Origin of the sequence: Streptococcus mitis (assembly GCF_002860865.1) — a bacterium.
Lineage (GTDB): Bacteria > Bacillota > Bacilli > Lactobacillales > Streptococcaceae > Streptococcus > Streptococcus mitis_AT.
In genome coordinates this window covers 250,410-266,787 of the sequence record NZ_PKIE01000002.1, presented here as the reverse complement: position 1 = coordinate 266,787, position 16,378 = coordinate 250,410, and the positions used below count along the sequence as shown (strand labels likewise).

The window sequence follows — 16,378 nt, the reverse complement described above, 5'->3', positions numbered from 1 at the left end:
ATTAAACACTATTTTTCAGCCCCTTGCAAGGGACTTTGTCTATGTGGAGGGATTTGGCTCCTATGTGGTGCTAGCTTTTCTGTCCTATCTGAAATATGGTATAATAGCACTAATCAATTTATAGGAAAATAGATACAGAAAGGGGCTGAAAGATGTCTCATATTATTGAATTGCCAGAGGTGCTGGCAAACCAGATTGCAGCTGGAGAGGTTATCGAGCGTCCAGCTAGCGTTGTTAAGGAGTTGGTAGAAAACGCCATTGACGCGGGTTCTAGTCAGATTATCATTGAGATTGAGGAAGCTGGTCTCAAGAAAATTCAAATCACAGATAATGGTCATGGAATTGCTCACGATGAGGTAGAGCTGGCCCTGCGTCGCCACGCAACCAGTAAGATAAAAAATCAAGCAGATCTTTTTCGGATTCGGACGCTTGGTTTTCGTGGTGAAGCCTTGCCTTCTATCGCTTCTGTTAGTGTTCTGACCCTTTTGACGGCGGTGGATGGTGCGAGTCATGGGACTAAGTTAGTCGCGCGTGGGGGAGAAGTTGAGGAAGTCATCCCAGCGACTAGTCCTGTGGGGACCAAGGTTTGTGTGGAGGACCTCTTCTTCAACACGCCTGCCCGCCTCAAGTATATGAAGAGCCAGCAAGCAGAGTTGTCTCATATCATTGATATTGTCAACCGTCTGGGCTTAGCCCATCCTGAGATTTCTTTTAGCTTGATTAGTGATGGCAAGGAAATGACGCGGACAGCAGGGACTGGTCACCTGCGCCAAGCTATCGCAGGGATTTACGGTTTGGCGAGTGCAAAGAAGATGATTGAAATTGAGAACTCTGACCTTGATTTCGAAATTTCAGGTTTTGTGTCCTTGCCTGAGTTGACTCGTGCTAACCGCAACTATATCAGTCTCTTCATCAATGGCCGTTATATCAAGAACTTCCTACTCAATCGTGCTATTTTAGATGGTTACGGAAGTAAGCTCATGGTAGGCCGTTTTCCACTGGCTGTCATTCATATCCATATTGACCCTTATCTAGCGGATGTCAATGTGCATCCAACCAAGCAAGAGGTGCGGATTTCCAAGGAAAAAGAACTGATGACCCTGGTTTCAGAAGCTATTTCTAATAGTCTCAAGGAACAAACCTTGATTCCAGATGCCTTGGAAAATCTTGCCAAATCGACTGTGCGAAATCGTGAGAAGGTGGAACAAACTATTCTCCCGCTCAAAGAAAATACGCTCTACTATGAGAATACTGAGCCGACAAGACCTAGTCAAGCTGAAGTAGCTGATTATCAGGTAGAATTGACTGATGAAGGACAGGATTTAACTTTATTTGCCAAGGAAACCTTGGATCAGCTGACCAAGCCAGCAAAACTGCATTTTGCAGAGAGAAAGCCTGCTAATTATGACCAACTAGACCATCCAGAGCTAGATTTAGCCAGTCTGGATAAGGCTTATGACAAGCTGGAGCGAGAAGAATCATCAAGCTTCCCAGAGTTGGAATTTTTCGGGCAAATGCATGGAACCTATCTCTTTGCTCAAGGGCGAGATGGGCTCTACATCATAGACCAACATGCGGCGCAGGAACGGGTCAAGTACGAGGAGTACCGTGAAAGCATTGGCAATGTTGACCAGAGCCAGCAGCAACTCCTAGTGCCCTATATCTTTGAATTTCCTGCGGATGATGCCCTGCGTCTCAAGGAAAGAATGCCTCTCTTAGAGGAAGTGGGGGTCTTTCTAGCAGAGTACGGGGAAAATCAATTTATCCTACGTGAACATCCTATTTGGATGGCAGAGGAGGAAATCGAGTCAGGCATCTATGAAATGTGTGACATGCTCCTTTTGACCAAGGAAGTTTCTATCAAGAAATACCGAGCAGAGTTGGCTATTATGATGTCCTGCAAGCGGTCTATCAAGGCTAACCATCGTATCGATGACCACTCGGCTAGACAGCTCCTCTATCAACTTTCTCAATGTGACAATCCCTATAACTGTCCCCATGGACGTCCTGTTTTGGTGCATTTTACCAAGTCAGATATGGAAAAGATGTTCCGACGTATTCAGGAAAATCACACCAGTCTCCGTGAATTGGGGAAATATTAAACTAAAAGGAAAACTATGTACGAATATTTAAAAGGAATCATTACCAAAATCACTGCCAAATACATTGTTCTTGAAACCAATGGTATTGGTTATATCCTGCATGTGGCCAATCCTTATGCCTACTCAGGTCAGGTTAACCAAGAAGCTCAAATTTATGTTCATCAGGTCGTGCGTGAGGACGCCCATCTACTTTATGGATTTCGCTCAGAAGACGAGAAAAAGCTCTTTCTCAGTCTGATTTCGGTCTCTGGGATTGGTCCTGTATCAGCTCTTGCTATTATCGCTGCTGATGACAATGCTGGCTTGGTTCAAGCCATTGAAACCAAGAACATCACTTATTTGACCAAGTTCCCTAAAATTGGCAAGAAAACAGCCCAGCAGATGGTGCTGGACTTGGAAGGCAAGGTAGTAGTTGCAGGAGACGACCTTCCTGCCAAGGTCGCAGTGCAAGCTAGCGCTGAAAACCAAGAATTGGAAGAAGCTATGGAGGCCATGTTGGCTCTGGGCTACAAGGCGACCGAGCTCAAGAAAATCAAGAAATTCTTCGAAGGAACGACAGATACAGCTGAGAACTATATCAAGTCGGCCCTTAAAATGTTGGTCAAATAGGAGTAGAGCATGACAAAACGTTGTTCGTGGGTCAAGATGACCAATCCGCTCTACATCGCCTATCATGATGAGGAGTGGGGCCAGCCCCTCCATGATGACCAAGCATTGTTTGAATTGTTGTGTATGGAAACTTATCAGGCAGGCCTGTCTTGGGAAACGGTACTCAACAAACGTCAAGCTTTCCGAGAAGCCTTTCATGGCTATCAAATTCAAGCAGTTGCAGAGATGACCGATACCGAATTGGAAGCCTTGCTGGATAATCCAGCCATCATCCGAAATAGAGCCAAGATTTTTGCTACACGCGCTAACGCCCAAGCCTTTCTACGACTACAGGCAGAGTACGGCTCTTTTGATGCCTATCTTTGGTCTTTTGTTGAAGGGAAAACGATCGTTAACGATGTTCCCGATTACCGCCAAGCTCCAGCTAAAACCGCTTTGTCTGAGAAATTAGCCAAAGATCTCAAAAAACGAGGCTTCAAGTTCACAGGCCCAGTCGCCGTCTTATCTTTTCTACAAGCAGCAGGGCTAGTTGATGACCACGAGAATGATTGTGAGTGGAAAAGCGGTCATTAGTGTGTACAGGTAACTAGCATATCTGAGAATAGAATATAGAAAAAAGCTGAGAAACTTTTCCCAGCTTTTTATATATACTATTAGATTTGTTAGAGTGAAGTCAAAAAAGTGATTCCACCTAAAATAACACCAGCTGAATTTGGAATGATTAGTATCCAATCCTTCTTAGGTTCCTTTGTCCATCCATAAATAACCCAGATTAAGCAAGATATAGCAGCTGATAAAGGTTGAAATGGTTGAGCTTTATTTCCCTGTAAATTAGCGATAATTTGAGGTATGTAGGCAATAAATACTATAATTCCAATAAAGGCACCAATAGAACCTACGATTCGATTAATTTTTTGTTTTGTCATATACACCTCCTTCAAAAGGATATCATAGAAATTAGCGAAATGCAATAAATTCAGATACAAATTGTAACGAAAACCAATACAAAAGCACAAAAATAGAGAAACTATTTATTTTTTGTTATAGTCAAAGCGAATGATTTGCTCCTTTGCATCTACATAGGCGTGAACTCCGAAGGGGACAATTGCTCTTGGAGTTGCGTGGCCAACATTCAAATTACAGACAATCGGGATATTGCTATCAATGATATCCAATAGTGCGTCTTTATAGTCGTCATAGAAAGTTTCATCCATAGGTTTCCCGATCAAGAGTCCGCTGATGACCTCAAATATACCAGTGTTCTTTAAAGTCTGCAACATCTTTTTGAAATCTTCCGGCTCAGGCTTTTCTTCGCTTGTTTCGAGCAAGAGGATTTTTCCTTCCCAGTCTAATAAGTCAGGGAAAAGTTTGTATTTTTGGCAGAGCTCCGTGCTATCTGCGTATCGAGAGTTGTCAAAGATATCGTAGAGGGATTCGAGGCAACCACCGAGGATTTTTCCCTCGAACTGGGCATTTCCTTGCAACAACTCAAAACCAGTATTTGTATGACTGACACGAGGTATCCCCAGAGCCTTGGGACTGAAGTCAGTCCTTTCATCATACCAAACGTCACTAGGGCGGATTTCTGAGATTCTTCCCGTCTCAATCAATTCTTTAAAGTAGTGAAGGCTATAGTCTAGCATTTCTTTGTCTAATTCACAAATGTCTGCTAAGAAGGATTGACCGTAAAAAGTCTTGATTCCTAGTTTATGCAACATGAGATGGTTCATGGTTGTATCCGAGAAACCAAGAAAAATTTTTTGTTTGATAACCTTTTGGAGTTGGTCATTTTCAAAAAGATAAGGTAGTAAGCGATAGGTATCGTCTCCACCGATGGCGCATAGGATTATGTCGATGCTATCATCAGAAAAGGCATGAATCAAATCCTCTGCACGAGCTTCAGGATGATCCTTGATAAAGTCTAATCCTTTTTGCGAATGGGGCAAAAAGATAGGATTGAGTCCCAAGTCCTTGAGACGTTGGACACCCAAGTCCACTTCGTGTTTGACAAAGTCTTCTCCGATAATGCCACTAGATAAACTAACAATACCAATAGTAGAAATTATATCTCATCCTCCTAGAAATAGATTGATACTCTTTGAAAATCAAATTCAAACCACGTCAGCTTTGCCTTGCCGTACTCAAGTACAGCCTGCGGCTAGCTTCCTAGTTTGCTCTTTGATTTTCATTGAGTATGAGCCTATTTTATCACAAAAAATGAGAGAAAACTATAGGAATTAGAGTCAGAAGTACTATTGAATCTCAAGAAAGCAAGTGAAAAAGCAACCGCCTGTGCAGTTGCTTTTCGTTTTTCTAATCTCACTAGATATGAGTTACTTGGTCAACTCTTGATTATAGGAGAGGGCTAAATCAATCCAGTAAGGAAGTTCTTTTTGACCTTCGATATCTAGGTCTATATAGCCATGATAAGGTCGCCCTCTCATCAATGTGGTATGAGCTCCTGTTCGGGGTAGAACTTGCTTTTCCGTTTCTTTGCCAATTCTCACCATAACCAGCTCGTCCTTTCTGGAACTGACAGTAAGGACCATTTTCCCACGAATTATAAAGGCCAGACCACCAAACAGTTTCTTTTCTTCTAACTCTTCTTCGAAAATTTGGGGAGGAAGTTTGAGTGCTAGAATTTTTCGAATCTGCTTAGCTAAAGATTGACTATATGCCATAGCTTTTCACTTTTCTTAATAACGTGATGGGCCCGCGCTTGCGCTTCGGATGTTCAAGCGTTTCTTGAGATAGAAGCGAAGAGCTAGGAGGGCCGCTCCGATAATAGCTAGTGGCAATGGAGCCAGTACTGGGTTAAGGCTAGCTGGTAGGAAGCTTGTTGCAAAGAAGACAAGCAACCAAAGGAACATAGAAGCTAGGATAACCAGTACAGATTTCCAGAAAGGTGGGCGTTGACTGCGATCCATGTCTGGTCCATAATATTGGTAAACAAAGTAGTACATCAAGTAGAAGGCAAATCCACCAACCAGTCCAACTAGCAGAAGGGTAATCAAACCGTAACCGATAGCCTGATCTGCTGAGAAGAAGGTTGTAAGGGCGCTGACGAGGGCAAAGAGGCTAGTGATGAAAAGAGCCGAGTCCATAATCATGAGTTTTGGATCATCATTTTCTTTTGGATGCTCTTTTTCATATTGCTCCTTGACAGTGAAGCTATGAGCCCAGTGAGTCGGTGCGCCATAGAGGGAACGAGCGGTCGTACCTTTGGCTTGCTCTTCAAGGATTTGGGGAATAACTTCCTCAAAAATAGCCTTAATTTCAGCATCTGTTTTCCCATCTTTGATGAATTGTTGGGTAGCGATGTGGACAAACTCTTGGTTTTTCTTGGTTAATTTTTGTAGATCAATCTGAGACATAGGAACTCCTCTTAGAACCATTTTTTATGGATGAGATAGAGAGTGAGCGAGACACTCATAGCAAAGGCGATAAAGACGATTAACCAGAAGGCATTTGGCTCGCCGTTTAGGGGGATTTCATTATCCTTAAAGTTCATCCCGTAGGCAGAAAAGACCATGGTTGGGATGGACATGACGATGGTCACAAGGGCCAAGGTTTTCATGATGTTGTTCTGGTTGTTAGAAATGATAGAGGCGAAGGTCTCTGTCATAGAATGCAAGACGTTTCCATAAATGTCTGCCATCTCGATGGCCTGTTGGGTTTCAATCAGGGTATCTTCAAGCAGGTCTTCGTCCTCAAGGTATTTCTTGATATTGCTGGTTGAGCTGGTCAATTTCTTAATCACACGCTCATTTGTTTTGAGGGAGGCCTTGAAATAGACGATGGTTTTTTCCAATTCCATGAGCTCAATCAATTCTTCATTACGAGTTGATTGATGCAGTTGACTTTCGATTTGTTCGCTCTTACGGTCAATCGAACGAAGGGCTGTTAGGTAAAGCTCTGCATTGCGATAGAGAATCTGGAAGATGAAACGCGAACGCATGAACGTATAAAAATTACGCAAGCGACGGTTGATAAAGACATCGAGGACTGGTAATGGTTCCAAACACGTAGTGATAATGGTTTCCTCGGTGATGATAATACCAAGCGGGATGGTTACGTAGTAGGTGCGGTTATTTCTTTCTTCTGTGACCGGCACGTCTACGATAATCAGGGTATACTCGTCTTCAATGGTAATACGAGACATTTCTTCCGCATCGAGCGGTGCACGAAGGTCGGCAATGTCGATATCGAAGGCATTAGCGATTTCGAGTGATTCATTTTGAGTCGGATTGACGAGATTGATCCAAGTACCCGGTTCAAGCGTATCGATCTCTTTAAATTCAGTTGTTGTAGAGAGAAAAACTTGTTTCATATCCCTTATCCTTTCTCATTTTTCAGATTTTTTCACACCGTACTATTATACTACAAAATCGGCTTTTTTCAAATAAAATCTTACAAAAGTACCGTTGTTATTGGCTTTTCACTTTGTCTTGAAACGTTGATTTTTGAATTTGCTCCCCTTTTTGCTCCCCTTATAGTGCTTTTAGTGCAGTTTCGTAGAATGAGACTGCTTTTTTTGCGTTCTCTTTTGAGAGGTGGCTATAGATGTCCATGGTCATGGACAAAGTAGAATGACCTAAACGGTGTTGAAGTTCTTTGTAAGGAATACCAGAGTTAAGCAATAAACTAGCGTGAGTATGACGGAATCCGTGAAAGCCAATGTTAGGAACATCAGCACGCTTAAAATGTGTTAGCAATCTTCTTTTAAGTTTTGAACTGCAAGGATATTCATGAATGAAATCAGAGAATACCACGCTTTCACGTTGTCCTATCTTCCAGGCCTCTTTAGCTTGGCGTAGTTTGTACTGCTTCAGCATGCTAACAGTTGCTTGATCTATATCTATATCCCGATAACTAGCTTTAGATTTTGGGCTATTGATTTCTAGATCACGATTTAGTGTTTTGGTAACATGTACCACGGCATTATCTAAGTCAATATCAGACCAGCTAAGTGCTAGAGCCTCATTGATACGGCAACCAGTAGCCAGTAGGAACTTATAGAGCGTTACCTCATAGTAATAACGGAATCTATGACTATCTAAATTATCGAGATAAACAAGAAACTTTTTTAATTCTGGATTTTCAAAGTGTTTTACTTTTTGGCGTTTTGCTTTCTGAGTGTTACGAGGTAAAACAACATCACGGGCAGGATTGGACGGTATCGCTTGCATGGTTACGCCATACTGTAAGATACGTTTGTTTAAAGCATGTATCTTGTCATAGTGTAGAAAAGCCCCCTTTTCCCCTCTGTTAGTATTGTCAGCAAGTTTGTTGATAATTGACTGGATAAGTGGAGTAGTGAGCTTATCGAGCTTGTAGGCCCCAAAATTAGGCAATATATGATTATCAATTAGCTTTTTAACATTGCCTTGAGTGTTTGGCTTAACCGTATTCTGATAACTTTCCAACCAGAGATTAGCTAATTCTTGATAGCTTGTTATGGTACTAGCTTTTTGTCTAGTAGATCCTGCTTTTTGAAAAGCAATTTTTTCTTGAGTAGCTTTCTGTTTAACTTCCTTTTGTGTCCGCCCTGTTACCTTAGTTTTAACTTTCTTTCCTGTTACCTGGTCAGTTCCTAGATATACATTAGCACGGTAAACTTTACAACCGTCTTTTTTTATAACTTCAGTTATTTTCATGATGATAAACCTTTCTAAAATACATCAGCAGGCAAGCTATTATTAAAAAGGTTTTAGATTGTGGTTTAAATCATGCTAGGGCTTCATAGTTTGCCCCGTATTCGATTTTAAATAGTCAGACGGTATCATTATTATATATCGGATTGTAGAAAGCGTGTATAGGGCTTTAAATAAGCCTTAGAAAAGCTTTGTTTTTGTTCAGTCGTTCTTTTCCTCTTTTTTATAATCATCAGCAAGGTTCTGATAATACTCGTTATAATCTCTTCTTAAACTATCAATAAATCCAAAAATCAACCCAATTAGAAGTGGACTTAGAATTGTTTCAAGAGCAAGTTTAATATACTCGTTGTCTAACGCAAGATATGCACCATAAAAAAGAGCTAATACATAAATGATAATAAATACTAATATTACACGACTCTTTTCTTTTAAAAAAGATTTATTTTTTCTTGTGCTTTTCATGAAATTTGTTCCTTTGAATCGTTTTATAACCTATCGAACAAAGAGCGAAGTAAGAGAAATCACGCGCTTCAGGATTGTTGAACATTGTGGCGCGTGGGTTTAGAATCCTTTCCTCCATGGTTCTTTTTCTTTCTTTTGTTCCTCCTTAATCTTAGTGGCCATTTTTACTTTTTCAGCCATATCAGAAACCAGATTCTTTATTATCTTTTTATCTTCCTTAGGGAGTATTCCATAATTTAGTAATAACTCTTCTTCATCGGTATATGAAAGCTGATTTACTGCAGATAAGAATGAAGTAAGATTAGAATAATCAGGTTCATCATGACCAGTTATATATCGCTCTTCCAGCACCTTCATTAAATCATCGCCAAGAATAGAATAAACCCTAGCCTTTACATGGTTATTTGGATCATCGGGATCCTTTTGGTAAAGTTGATAGCTTGCTTCTTGGCTGTCTCTATACTCACTGTGCCCTAACAAGTATCCAACGGATACATTGAATAAGTCGGCTAGCAGTTTAGCCTTTTCGGATCCAATAGAGTGCTTTTCATTTTCCCAATTTGAAATAGTTAGTTTAGTAGTACCTATTTCATTAGATAACTCTTCTTGAGTTAGACCTTTTTCTTTTCGCAATTCTTTCAATCTATTCATAATTTTTGTTACCTTTCATAGTTGATTATACACAAGAGTTTTTAAAAAATCAAAGAAAACTATATATTTTTTAAAAATATTATTGACAGATAATAAAAAACTATATATAATAACAGTAAAGGTATAGAAAACTATATCAAAACTTCCCCATGTTACCTTTTCGCTATCAATCTATGGGGAGGTTGCTTTTTTAGAAAGGGGGAAACCTATGAGCAAACTACGAGGCTATCGGGTTATGTTAGGACTAACTCAGCAACAAATGGCGGACAAGCTAAAAATTTCTTTGCAGTCGTACAACAACAAAGAATTAGGTAAAACGCCATTCAATGACAAAGAACGTCTAGCGATTAAGTCAATGGTTGCAGAAATCAAATCAGATATAACCATAGATGAACTATTTTATAGCTAGAAAGGAGCGAACCAATGGAACTAGTCTACATGGACGGTAAGAAAGAGCCGTACACATTAAGCAGTATTGTGGCAGAATGCACGGGATTGCAACATCACACAATAACCAAGACGATCCGCAAACATCAAGCAAGGTTTGAACAGTTCGGAAAGGTTGGATTTAAAATCCAAGCTATGGAAAGCGGCCAGAATACCAAGGACTATATTTTGAATGAGCAACAAGCGACCTTGTTAGTTACATTCTTAAAAAATACTGAGCAAGTGGCCAACTTCAAAACCAACCTAGTCAAAGCCTTCTTTGAAATGCGTGAGGAACTTTCTAAGTTTCGTATGCAGAGGGCGCTAGAAAAGCCAAAAAGAAAAACCTTGCATGACAGCATTGAGAACTGGGAACAAGCACCCAAGCACGCGCATAGCACCATGAACAACCTGCTACTGAAGGCAGTAACCGACAGGAACGCAAAACAGTTAAGGGAAGAACGTGGGGGCTACAATGGCATTGATAGCTTGACCAGTGACGAGTTGAAGCAATACCAGGCATTTGAAGACATGGTCATAGCCATGATTGGCTTGAATATGAGTTATCAGGAAATTAAGTCCCTGGTATTCAGAAATAAAAAACCACGCACTCAATGCGCGTGATCGCAACAAAAAAGGCTTACCGAGACCAATCAGCAAAGCCTTTCACACTAACACTAAAACGAATTTAACAAAGCAGGCAAGCTATTATTAAAAGGGTTTTAGTAAAGATTTATAACTAGATTATAGCATATCTAGGGCATTTTGACCATATAGAGCGCTAACTCTTTAAACTGGTCATCACTACAAGCGTCCGCCAACTTGGGGCAATCGCCCAGCGTTTGGAGTGGTGCTAATCATGTATAGGAAACGACAATTAAAAGGCCATCAAGGCAATTACACAAACATAGAAACAGAGGTAAAAAACATGGCAGAAACAACATATGAGAATTTAACTAGACGTATAGACAGAATTAGCGCAGAGATGCGAGAAATTAGCGAAAAAAATGGCCTGAGGAGACTATCGTTATTGGCAAGTCAGACAAAAACTATCAAAGAAGATTTGTCCCGTTTACTTTGGATTGAACTTCCTGAATTGAATGACAGCCATAAAATCGAAGCGGTCTCTAAAAGCACTACGGGAATGTTTTTCCACCCTGGTATTTTTGAAATGGACGCTATGCGACAAGCATTCTTTAAACGCCAAGCTAAGCACTTTTTTGACAACGAAGAAGAGCAACAGGCATATATAGAACATGCTGAAAAGGCGTATTTAGAGGCTACTATAACCTTAAGAGACATTCTTTTTAACTCTAAAAATGCTAATCGGAAAGTAAGTAAAGATCATCTTATAGAGCAGTTTGAGGAGGCGATGAAATGACACTAGCCTTAAATAACATGACACAAGCAGAATTTGATAAACGAATGGCTAAGATCAAGGCAGAAAATCCAAACCTATTCCAGTTTATTGCTGATTTTGTAGATCGAAAAGTAAGCACCGAAGAGGTGGACGACTTCCTGAAGATGGAGCATAGAAACCAAGTGAACTACATCAAGAATTACAAAGCGAGGGCATAACATGAATGAATTAGATTTAAGCAACACACAAGCGTTTATCTTCATGGTGGTGTTGATTGGCCTACTGGTTTATCTAAACCACCGAGATCGCAGAAAAAGCGCCCAAATTGAGCGAGAAAGTAAACAGACGATAGAAACACCTAGCGAGGATTTAAACCCTGATTATGGCCGTTATATCCAGCTTGCAGGGGTGAGACCGTGGGGGTGCTAGTATGTTTGAAAAGATGATTGAGGAACTCAAAACAAAAATATTAGAAGCTATTGAGCGTTATCTAAAAAGCCGTGATACAGTCAAACCACGATTGACAGGGTTAATCTCAGCCCAGGAAGTCATGGACGAGCTAGATATAAAGTACAAGACACTTCAGAAGTGGGAAGATGCTGGGCTAAGACGCTACCAGCCCCCACTAGAAGACACTAGGAAAATCTATTATAGAATTTCTGACATCTGGAAGTTTCTGGGGGTGGGAAATGGCTAGCTTTGAAAGGTTCCCCGGACAGAGAAAATCTGTCCGGACTACCAACGGCTACACTTGGAAAAATAGACAATTAACGCTTGAGCAACGCAAAGAGTTACAACAATTAAAGAAAATGAAAAAGAAACGATTGAAAAACCAGAAAGGATAACTAATGACAGAAATTAAAAAACTAGGACAAGTTCCTGCTGAGACAATAGGGCCATCTGCTAGCATTTTGACAGGATTGTTGAGACGCGGGCAAGTATTGGGTATATCGGCGCCAAGAAGATCCTTAAAGACTAGCGTAGTTATTTCCCTAGCTTTATCTTTAGCCCAGGGGAGTAATTGGCTAGAGTGGAAGAGTAAAAGAGCTTTCAACGTCTTGTATATCAATACGAATCATAAAGAAAACGACTGTTTTAGTAAGTTCATGCAGATTGCCCAACTTTTAGAAGTTGAGCAAAAAGATCTTGACAATATTTCTATCTTAACTCTTCCAAAGTCAACGGCCTTAGAAGATTTAGCCAAAGTTGTAAAAGATAAAGTATCAAACAACGCTTTTCAAGTGGTTATTATTGATAGTATTGATAATTTGAAATTACTACAGTTTGGGGGCTCCTTAGGGGATTATTTGCAACAGATTAACCAACACGTAGGCGGCGGCCTGATCTATACACAAAGTCATAGAGATAGACCGAAAGGGACTACGGAAAGTTCAGACTTTGCGCAGTGGTCAGAGTCTCTAGCTCATTGCGATAGCTTGTTGGAATTTTTCAAGATGGAATTAGATCCAGAATTGTTACGCCTAGAGAGGCTAGAAGCTGTCTGGGATTTGGCCAAGAATGTAATGACTACGTACAATAAAAGATATTTTCAGCTAAACGTAACAAATGATTATATCAGTTTTAAAAACAAGAGAGCAACAAGCGAGGATCTACGAAATCATATTGAGGTAGCGCTAGAACATTTACCTACTGAACAGACGCAGGAAATTCTAAAACATTTTGATAACATAGATTTGCCGTTAAAAACGCGAACTTATTGGAGACTTGAAGCAGTTACCTCGGAAGCTGATTACGACGGGGAGAAAAATTTTCTTTTCTACTATCCACAGTTGATAAATGATAAGGAGAAAATATTAGCCTATCACGAACCAGGGTTACCACTTTCAAAAGAACAGAAAGAAAAAGCATGGGCTAATGAAGAAACAAAAGAAAAAGCAACAAACAAATTAAAATCTATGATAGCAAACTTTGAACAGGCGAATAATAGACTACCCAATAAGTCAGAGCTTTCTCGTTTTGCCAAAATCAGCAGACCTACCTTAGACAAATTGATTGATGAATCCGATAATAACATCGTGGTCGTCGATGGAATGATACAAGAAAATCCTGCTTATTAACAACTTTAAATATGTAAAGAGTTGTAAACTTTACAAATGTAAAAGTTGTAAAAAGGTGTAAAAAAAGTGTAAAAATTTTACATGATTTTACACCTTTACAAACGTAAAATTTACAACCCTTTACAACTCATTGTAAAAGATGTAAAACAATTATTTTTTTACACTTGTAAATTATAAAACATAACCCAAAAGGCGTTGGTGTTATTGGATTTTTTAAGAGTTGTAAAGGGTTGTAAACACTTGTAAATTTTACAGATGTAAAATCAGGGACATGACTAGAATAGCCTAGCGTCAATTCTAGTTTGTCCAATTTTCGTGAAATGTGGAAGTAAGGAACAGGAACAGGGGCGATTGAGCTACGCCCCCTGTAACCCTGTCCTTTAACACTTCCACGTTGCGCGGATATATATTGTAAAAAATGGAGTAGTGAACTAGTGGTAAAGAAGAGATTAAATAAACGAGTTATCCAAGACAAAAATTTTTTAGCCTTCAAGTCAATGCCCTACATGGAAAATATTGGAGAGGTTATTAAGTGGGCTGGTGAGAACGAACCGATGAGATATATTTTTGATAGAGTAAGAAAGTATTTAGTATTTGATAAAGCTATTTGTAAGTGGCAAGGTAGGAATTATGGAAAGCAGTCCAGGGAGTTGCTTTCTAAAACCCCACGTTTAAGGTACATCACAAAGAGTATATATGAGAAGATGGAAGAAAGTGAATTGGATCTTCTTCCACCACAAAATGGAGGTTCTGCTTCTTATATTTCTGAATGGGAAACTTTTAAAAACAGTGAGCTTGTCCAAACCTTGAAGCATGAAGACAAACTACTAAAATATTTTGTAATTTTAGCTATACAACAGGGGTATATTATTCTCGATAACCGTAAAAAATTTGTTGGTATTGATTATTGAAAAATAGAAAAAGGAGAAAAAACATGACACTAAAAACATTTTCAGACAAAGCAAAAACATTTACTTTCACTTACGAATTTCAAGACCTAGACACTGCTATGGTAGCAGGTCACGCGCTGCTGGGATATATGACTGGGACATATTGCCAGCCTACAATCTCATTGGCCTACAAGGATAAAGGCACACTAGTAGCTGAGTATGTGGAGGATAAGAAGTTAAACAAGACCTTTAAGCGTATTTGTGACAGTTTCAAAGACTACTACAACCAACCAGTGGACGATGAAGCATTTGAAGAACGTTACAAACAGGAGCGCGTGCTTCAACTCAAAGAGTCAGAGAACTTTGAGAGCTTGCTGAATAAGGTCACAGACTACGAGCTAGAGTTATTAGACTATGCTGATCGCTTGCTTTCTGATAAGCCTATCCCTATGGACTCTATGACCGCTTTTGGTACCTTGGAAATGTTGGGTAATGAAAGTATTAGCCTACTCCAAAAGTTGGACGTAGAAGGCGAATATAAAGGCCTAGCTGATTATGTGGCCGAGGTAGAAAGCTAGAACTATCAAGAGAGGCACTAGCCTCTTTTTGTAGTTTCATTGCTACCTAACCCAATCAATTTGGGTTTTTCTATATAATAGGGGGATTTTTGAACGAATGGAAGTTATAAAATCAATAACCATAGAGACATTTATAAAGCCAATGAAAAACAAGAATATTAGTCACGGTATTGCTGAGTTGGACGGTAGAAAACTAGAGATAGACTTAGATAACCTGTATATCACCTTTGAACGTGATCATTTTGATTTAGCAAGTATACCAGGAACTAAGGGAGGCAATCGCTACTTCTTTCTCTGTCCTATTTGTGGTAATCGATGCAGAAAACTCTATAAGAGACTTTTGATATATGGTTGTGGATCATGCCAGAAAATACACAAATCAACACTGAACCGAAGTAAGACAGATTGCCAATACTATTGGGAGAGAGCACTGAGGGAAGCTAGAAAGGTGGAACCAGGTTGGAATCCCAAACGTGGCGGATATATGTTCGATGGTTTTCCTGAAAGACCAAAGTATATGAAACGTGGCAAGTATTATAAGCATTATCAAAAGTTTGTGAACTATACCAAGAAAGGAGATAGTTTTTGGCTGAATGGATTGAGCAATCTGAAGTAGTGTTTTGAAACATTTCCAAACAAATCTAAATAAAGATCACAGTTACAACAGTTCAATTACAAGATACTAAGCAGGCATGAAGGCAAGACAGGAGGCAGAGATACCCCCTTTATTTTTAGACGGGGGGATATTTTGCTAAAGCACAAGAACGCTGCCCTCTTTTGTGCAGAAAATTCCCTTTTTGAAATGTTTATAAGTATTAGAGAATGTAGTACTATCAGGAAGTTAGCTTGATTTTTTGATCTATAAAGATACCACTCAAATATCCCTTTTCCAACCACAAAAAAAGTATAAAGGAGTACCAGCGTGAACGTTGAACAGATTGAGAAAAAACTGAAGAATTGTAAAAAGTCAGATATGATCATTAAAAAATTGCAATTAAAGCTAGACAGTTTAAACCATGGACTATTAGCTGGATCTAACCAAACTGACATAAGAGTAACAACCAGCAAAACAAATACTACTGAAAATAAGCTACTTGAAACCTTGCAACTAAAAGACGAGGTAATAGAGCAACTCAATACCATTGTGAATGAGCGTATAGAAGTTATGGATTTAATAGACCAGTTAGATGAAATTGAGGAATGGTTAGTATTGACAATGTTATATGTGAATAACCTCTCTTTGGCTCAGATTTGTAGGGAGATGAAGATAAGCAAGGTTAATGTATATAGAATTAGGAAGTAAGCCATGGAGAACTTAGCCAAGGTGGGAAATGTGATTTAGATTTAACTTTACTACAAAAATTAGAAGTGTAAATGTTGGCAAATGTAGGCATAGGCTTTATATTTCCCCCCATTTTGCTTTGTTTCGTACTGGACAACTAAAACTCCACGGATAAACTACAAGCTCTTAGAAACGAAACTAGGGGCTTTTGTAAGGCTATAATCTTATAAACCACGCGCTTCATGGTATAATATACCTATCAGCAACCAGCAATTAAAAAAGC

23 protein-coding genes are annotated in these 16,378 nt (G+C 39.5%); 15 read left to right on the top strand and 8 right to left on the bottom strand.

Translation table 11 applies throughout. The annotated features are described in order from the left end of the window. Positions 1-152 precede the first annotated feature (152 nt). From mutL to CYK18_RS05715, 3 genes are read left to right on the top strand one after another with little or no spacing between them, the layout of a single operon-like run. On the top strand, positions 153-2,102 hold the full coding sequence (gene mutL, locus CYK18_RS05725; RefSeq protein ID WP_101785571.1) for a DNA mismatch repair endonuclease MutL: 1,950 nt from the start codon (positions 153-155) through the stop codon (positions 2,100-2,102). A 15-nt stretch (positions 2,103-2,117) separates the two neighbouring features. Then, entirely contained in the window at positions 2,118-2,711 is a 594-nt protein-coding gene (ruvA, locus tag CYK18_RS05720; protein ID WP_000273417.1) for a Holliday junction branch migration protein RuvA, read from the top strand. A gap of 9 nt (positions 2,712-2,720) precedes the next feature. Further along, entirely contained in the window at positions 2,721-3,284 is a 564-nt protein-coding gene (locus CYK18_RS05715) for a DNA-3-methyladenine glycosylase I (RefSeq protein WP_101785569.1), read from the top strand. Between the two features lie 89 nt (positions 3,285-3,373). Here CYK18_RS05715 and CYK18_RS05710 read toward each other — a convergent pair whose 3' ends face one another. From CYK18_RS05710 to CYK18_RS05670, 8 genes are all read right to left on the bottom strand, one after another. Further along, complete coding sequence (locus CYK18_RS05710) at positions 3,374-3,637, bottom strand: SemiSWEET family transporter (RefSeq protein ID WP_000166114.1); 264 nt, start codon at positions 3,635-3,637, stop codon at positions 3,374-3,376. A 105-nt stretch (positions 3,638-3,742) separates the two neighbouring features. After that, entirely contained in the window at positions 3,743-4,777 is a 1,035-nt protein-coding gene (locus CYK18_RS05705; protein ID WP_101785567.1) for a S66 family peptidase, read from the bottom strand. Positions 4,778-5,044: 267 nt separating this feature from the next. Continuing rightward, positions 5,045-5,392 carry a TfoX/Sxy family protein gene (locus CYK18_RS05695; protein ID WP_101782108.1) on the bottom strand — a complete coding sequence of 116 codons (348 nt, stop codon included), beginning with the start codon at positions 5,390-5,392 and terminating at the stop codon, positions 5,045-5,047. A gap of 15 nt (positions 5,393-5,407) precedes the next feature. After that, a complete protein-coding gene (locus CYK18_RS05690; protein ID WP_101782109.1) occupies positions 5,408-6,085 on the bottom strand; it encodes a DUF1129 domain-containing protein in 678 nt (225 codons plus the stop codon). Between the two features lie 11 nt (positions 6,086-6,096). Further along, complete coding sequence (locus tag CYK18_RS05685) at positions 6,097-7,041, bottom strand: magnesium transporter CorA family protein (protein WP_000815623.1); 945 nt, start codon at positions 7,039-7,041, stop codon at positions 6,097-6,099. A gap of 160 nt (positions 7,042-7,201) precedes the next feature. Continuing rightward, positions 7,202-8,368 carry a tyrosine-type recombinase/integrase gene (locus tag CYK18_RS05680; RefSeq protein WP_101785565.1) on the bottom strand — a complete coding sequence of 389 codons (1,167 nt, stop codon included), beginning with the start codon at positions 8,366-8,368 and terminating at the stop codon, positions 7,202-7,204. A gap of 198 nt (positions 8,369-8,566) precedes the next feature. Beyond that, a complete protein-coding gene (locus CYK18_RS05675; protein WP_101785563.1) occupies positions 8,567-8,830 on the bottom strand; it encodes a hypothetical protein in 264 nt (87 codons plus the stop codon). Between the two features lie 99 nt (positions 8,831-8,929). Continuing rightward, positions 8,930-9,481, bottom strand: coding sequence for a helix-turn-helix transcriptional regulator (locus tag CYK18_RS05670; protein WP_101785561.1), 552 nt, complete (start codon positions 9,479-9,481; stop codon positions 8,930-8,932). A gap of 208 nt (positions 9,482-9,689) precedes the next feature. Between CYK18_RS05670 and CYK18_RS05665 the strand changes: the two genes are divergently transcribed. The 12 genes from CYK18_RS05665 (at position 9,690) to CYK18_RS05615 (ending at position 16,116) form a co-directional block, all read left to right on the top strand. Then, positions 9,690-9,890 carry a helix-turn-helix transcriptional regulator gene (locus tag CYK18_RS05665; RefSeq protein ID WP_000040966.1) on the top strand — a complete coding sequence of 67 codons (201 nt, stop codon included), beginning with the start codon at positions 9,690-9,692 and terminating at the stop codon, positions 9,888-9,890. Positions 9,891-9,904: 14 nt separating this feature from the next. After that, positions 9,905-10,531, top strand: a complete 627-nt coding sequence (locus CYK18_RS05660) for a Rha family transcriptional regulator (RefSeq protein WP_101785559.1) — start codon at positions 9,905-9,907, stop codon at positions 10,529-10,531. A 304-nt stretch (positions 10,532-10,835) separates the two neighbouring features. Next, positions 10,836-11,288, top strand: coding sequence for a hypothetical protein (locus CYK18_RS05655; protein WP_101785623.1), 453 nt, complete (start codon positions 10,836-10,838; stop codon positions 11,286-11,288). Continuing rightward, entirely contained in the window at positions 11,285-11,485 is a 201-nt protein-coding gene (locus CYK18_RS05650) for a hypothetical protein (RefSeq protein WP_101785557.1), read from the top strand. The genes CYK18_RS05655 and CYK18_RS05650 overlap by 4 nt, the downstream gene beginning before the upstream one ends. Position 11,486: 1 nt before the next feature. Next, on the top strand, positions 11,487-11,696 hold the full coding sequence (locus CYK18_RS05645; RefSeq protein ID WP_101785555.1) for a hypothetical protein: 210 nt from the start codon (positions 11,487-11,489) through the stop codon (positions 11,694-11,696). 1 nt (position 11,697) lies between these two features. After that, entirely contained in the window at positions 11,698-11,964 is a 267-nt protein-coding gene (locus CYK18_RS05640) for a transcriptional regulator (RefSeq protein ID WP_101785553.1), read from the top strand. After that, positions 11,957-12,112 carry a hypothetical protein gene (locus CYK18_RS10790; RefSeq protein WP_013903991.1) on the top strand — a complete coding sequence of 52 codons (156 nt, stop codon included), beginning with the start codon at positions 11,957-11,959 and terminating at the stop codon, positions 12,110-12,112. The genes CYK18_RS05640 and CYK18_RS10790 overlap by 8 nt, the downstream gene beginning before the upstream one ends. A 3-nt stretch (positions 12,113-12,115) precedes the next feature. After that, on the top strand, positions 12,116-13,345 hold the full coding sequence (locus CYK18_RS05635; protein ID WP_101785551.1) for an AAA family ATPase: 1,230 nt from the start codon (positions 12,116-12,118) through the stop codon (positions 13,343-13,345). A gap of 506 nt (positions 13,346-13,851) precedes the next feature. After that, positions 13,852-14,256: a hypothetical protein gene (locus CYK18_RS05630; RefSeq protein ID WP_231082577.1), complete on the top strand. Its 405-nt coding sequence runs from the start codon at positions 13,852-13,854 to the stop codon at positions 14,254-14,256. 23 nt (positions 14,257-14,279) lie between these two features. Next, positions 14,280-14,813: a hypothetical protein gene (locus tag CYK18_RS05625; RefSeq protein WP_101785549.1), complete on the top strand. Its 534-nt coding sequence runs from the start codon at positions 14,280-14,282 to the stop codon at positions 14,811-14,813. A 106-nt stretch (positions 14,814-14,919) separates the two neighbouring features. Then, positions 14,920-15,429 (top strand): hypothetical protein, encoded by a 510-nt coding sequence (locus CYK18_RS05620; RefSeq protein WP_180948013.1) that lies wholly within the window; start codon positions 14,920-14,922, stop codon positions 15,427-15,429. Between the two features lie 306 nt (positions 15,430-15,735). Further along, positions 15,736-16,116 (top strand): DUF1492 domain-containing protein, encoded by a 381-nt coding sequence (locus tag CYK18_RS05615; RefSeq protein WP_101785544.1) that lies wholly within the window; start codon positions 15,736-15,738, stop codon positions 16,114-16,116. The last annotated feature ends 262 nt before the right edge of the window (positions 16,117-16,378 follow it).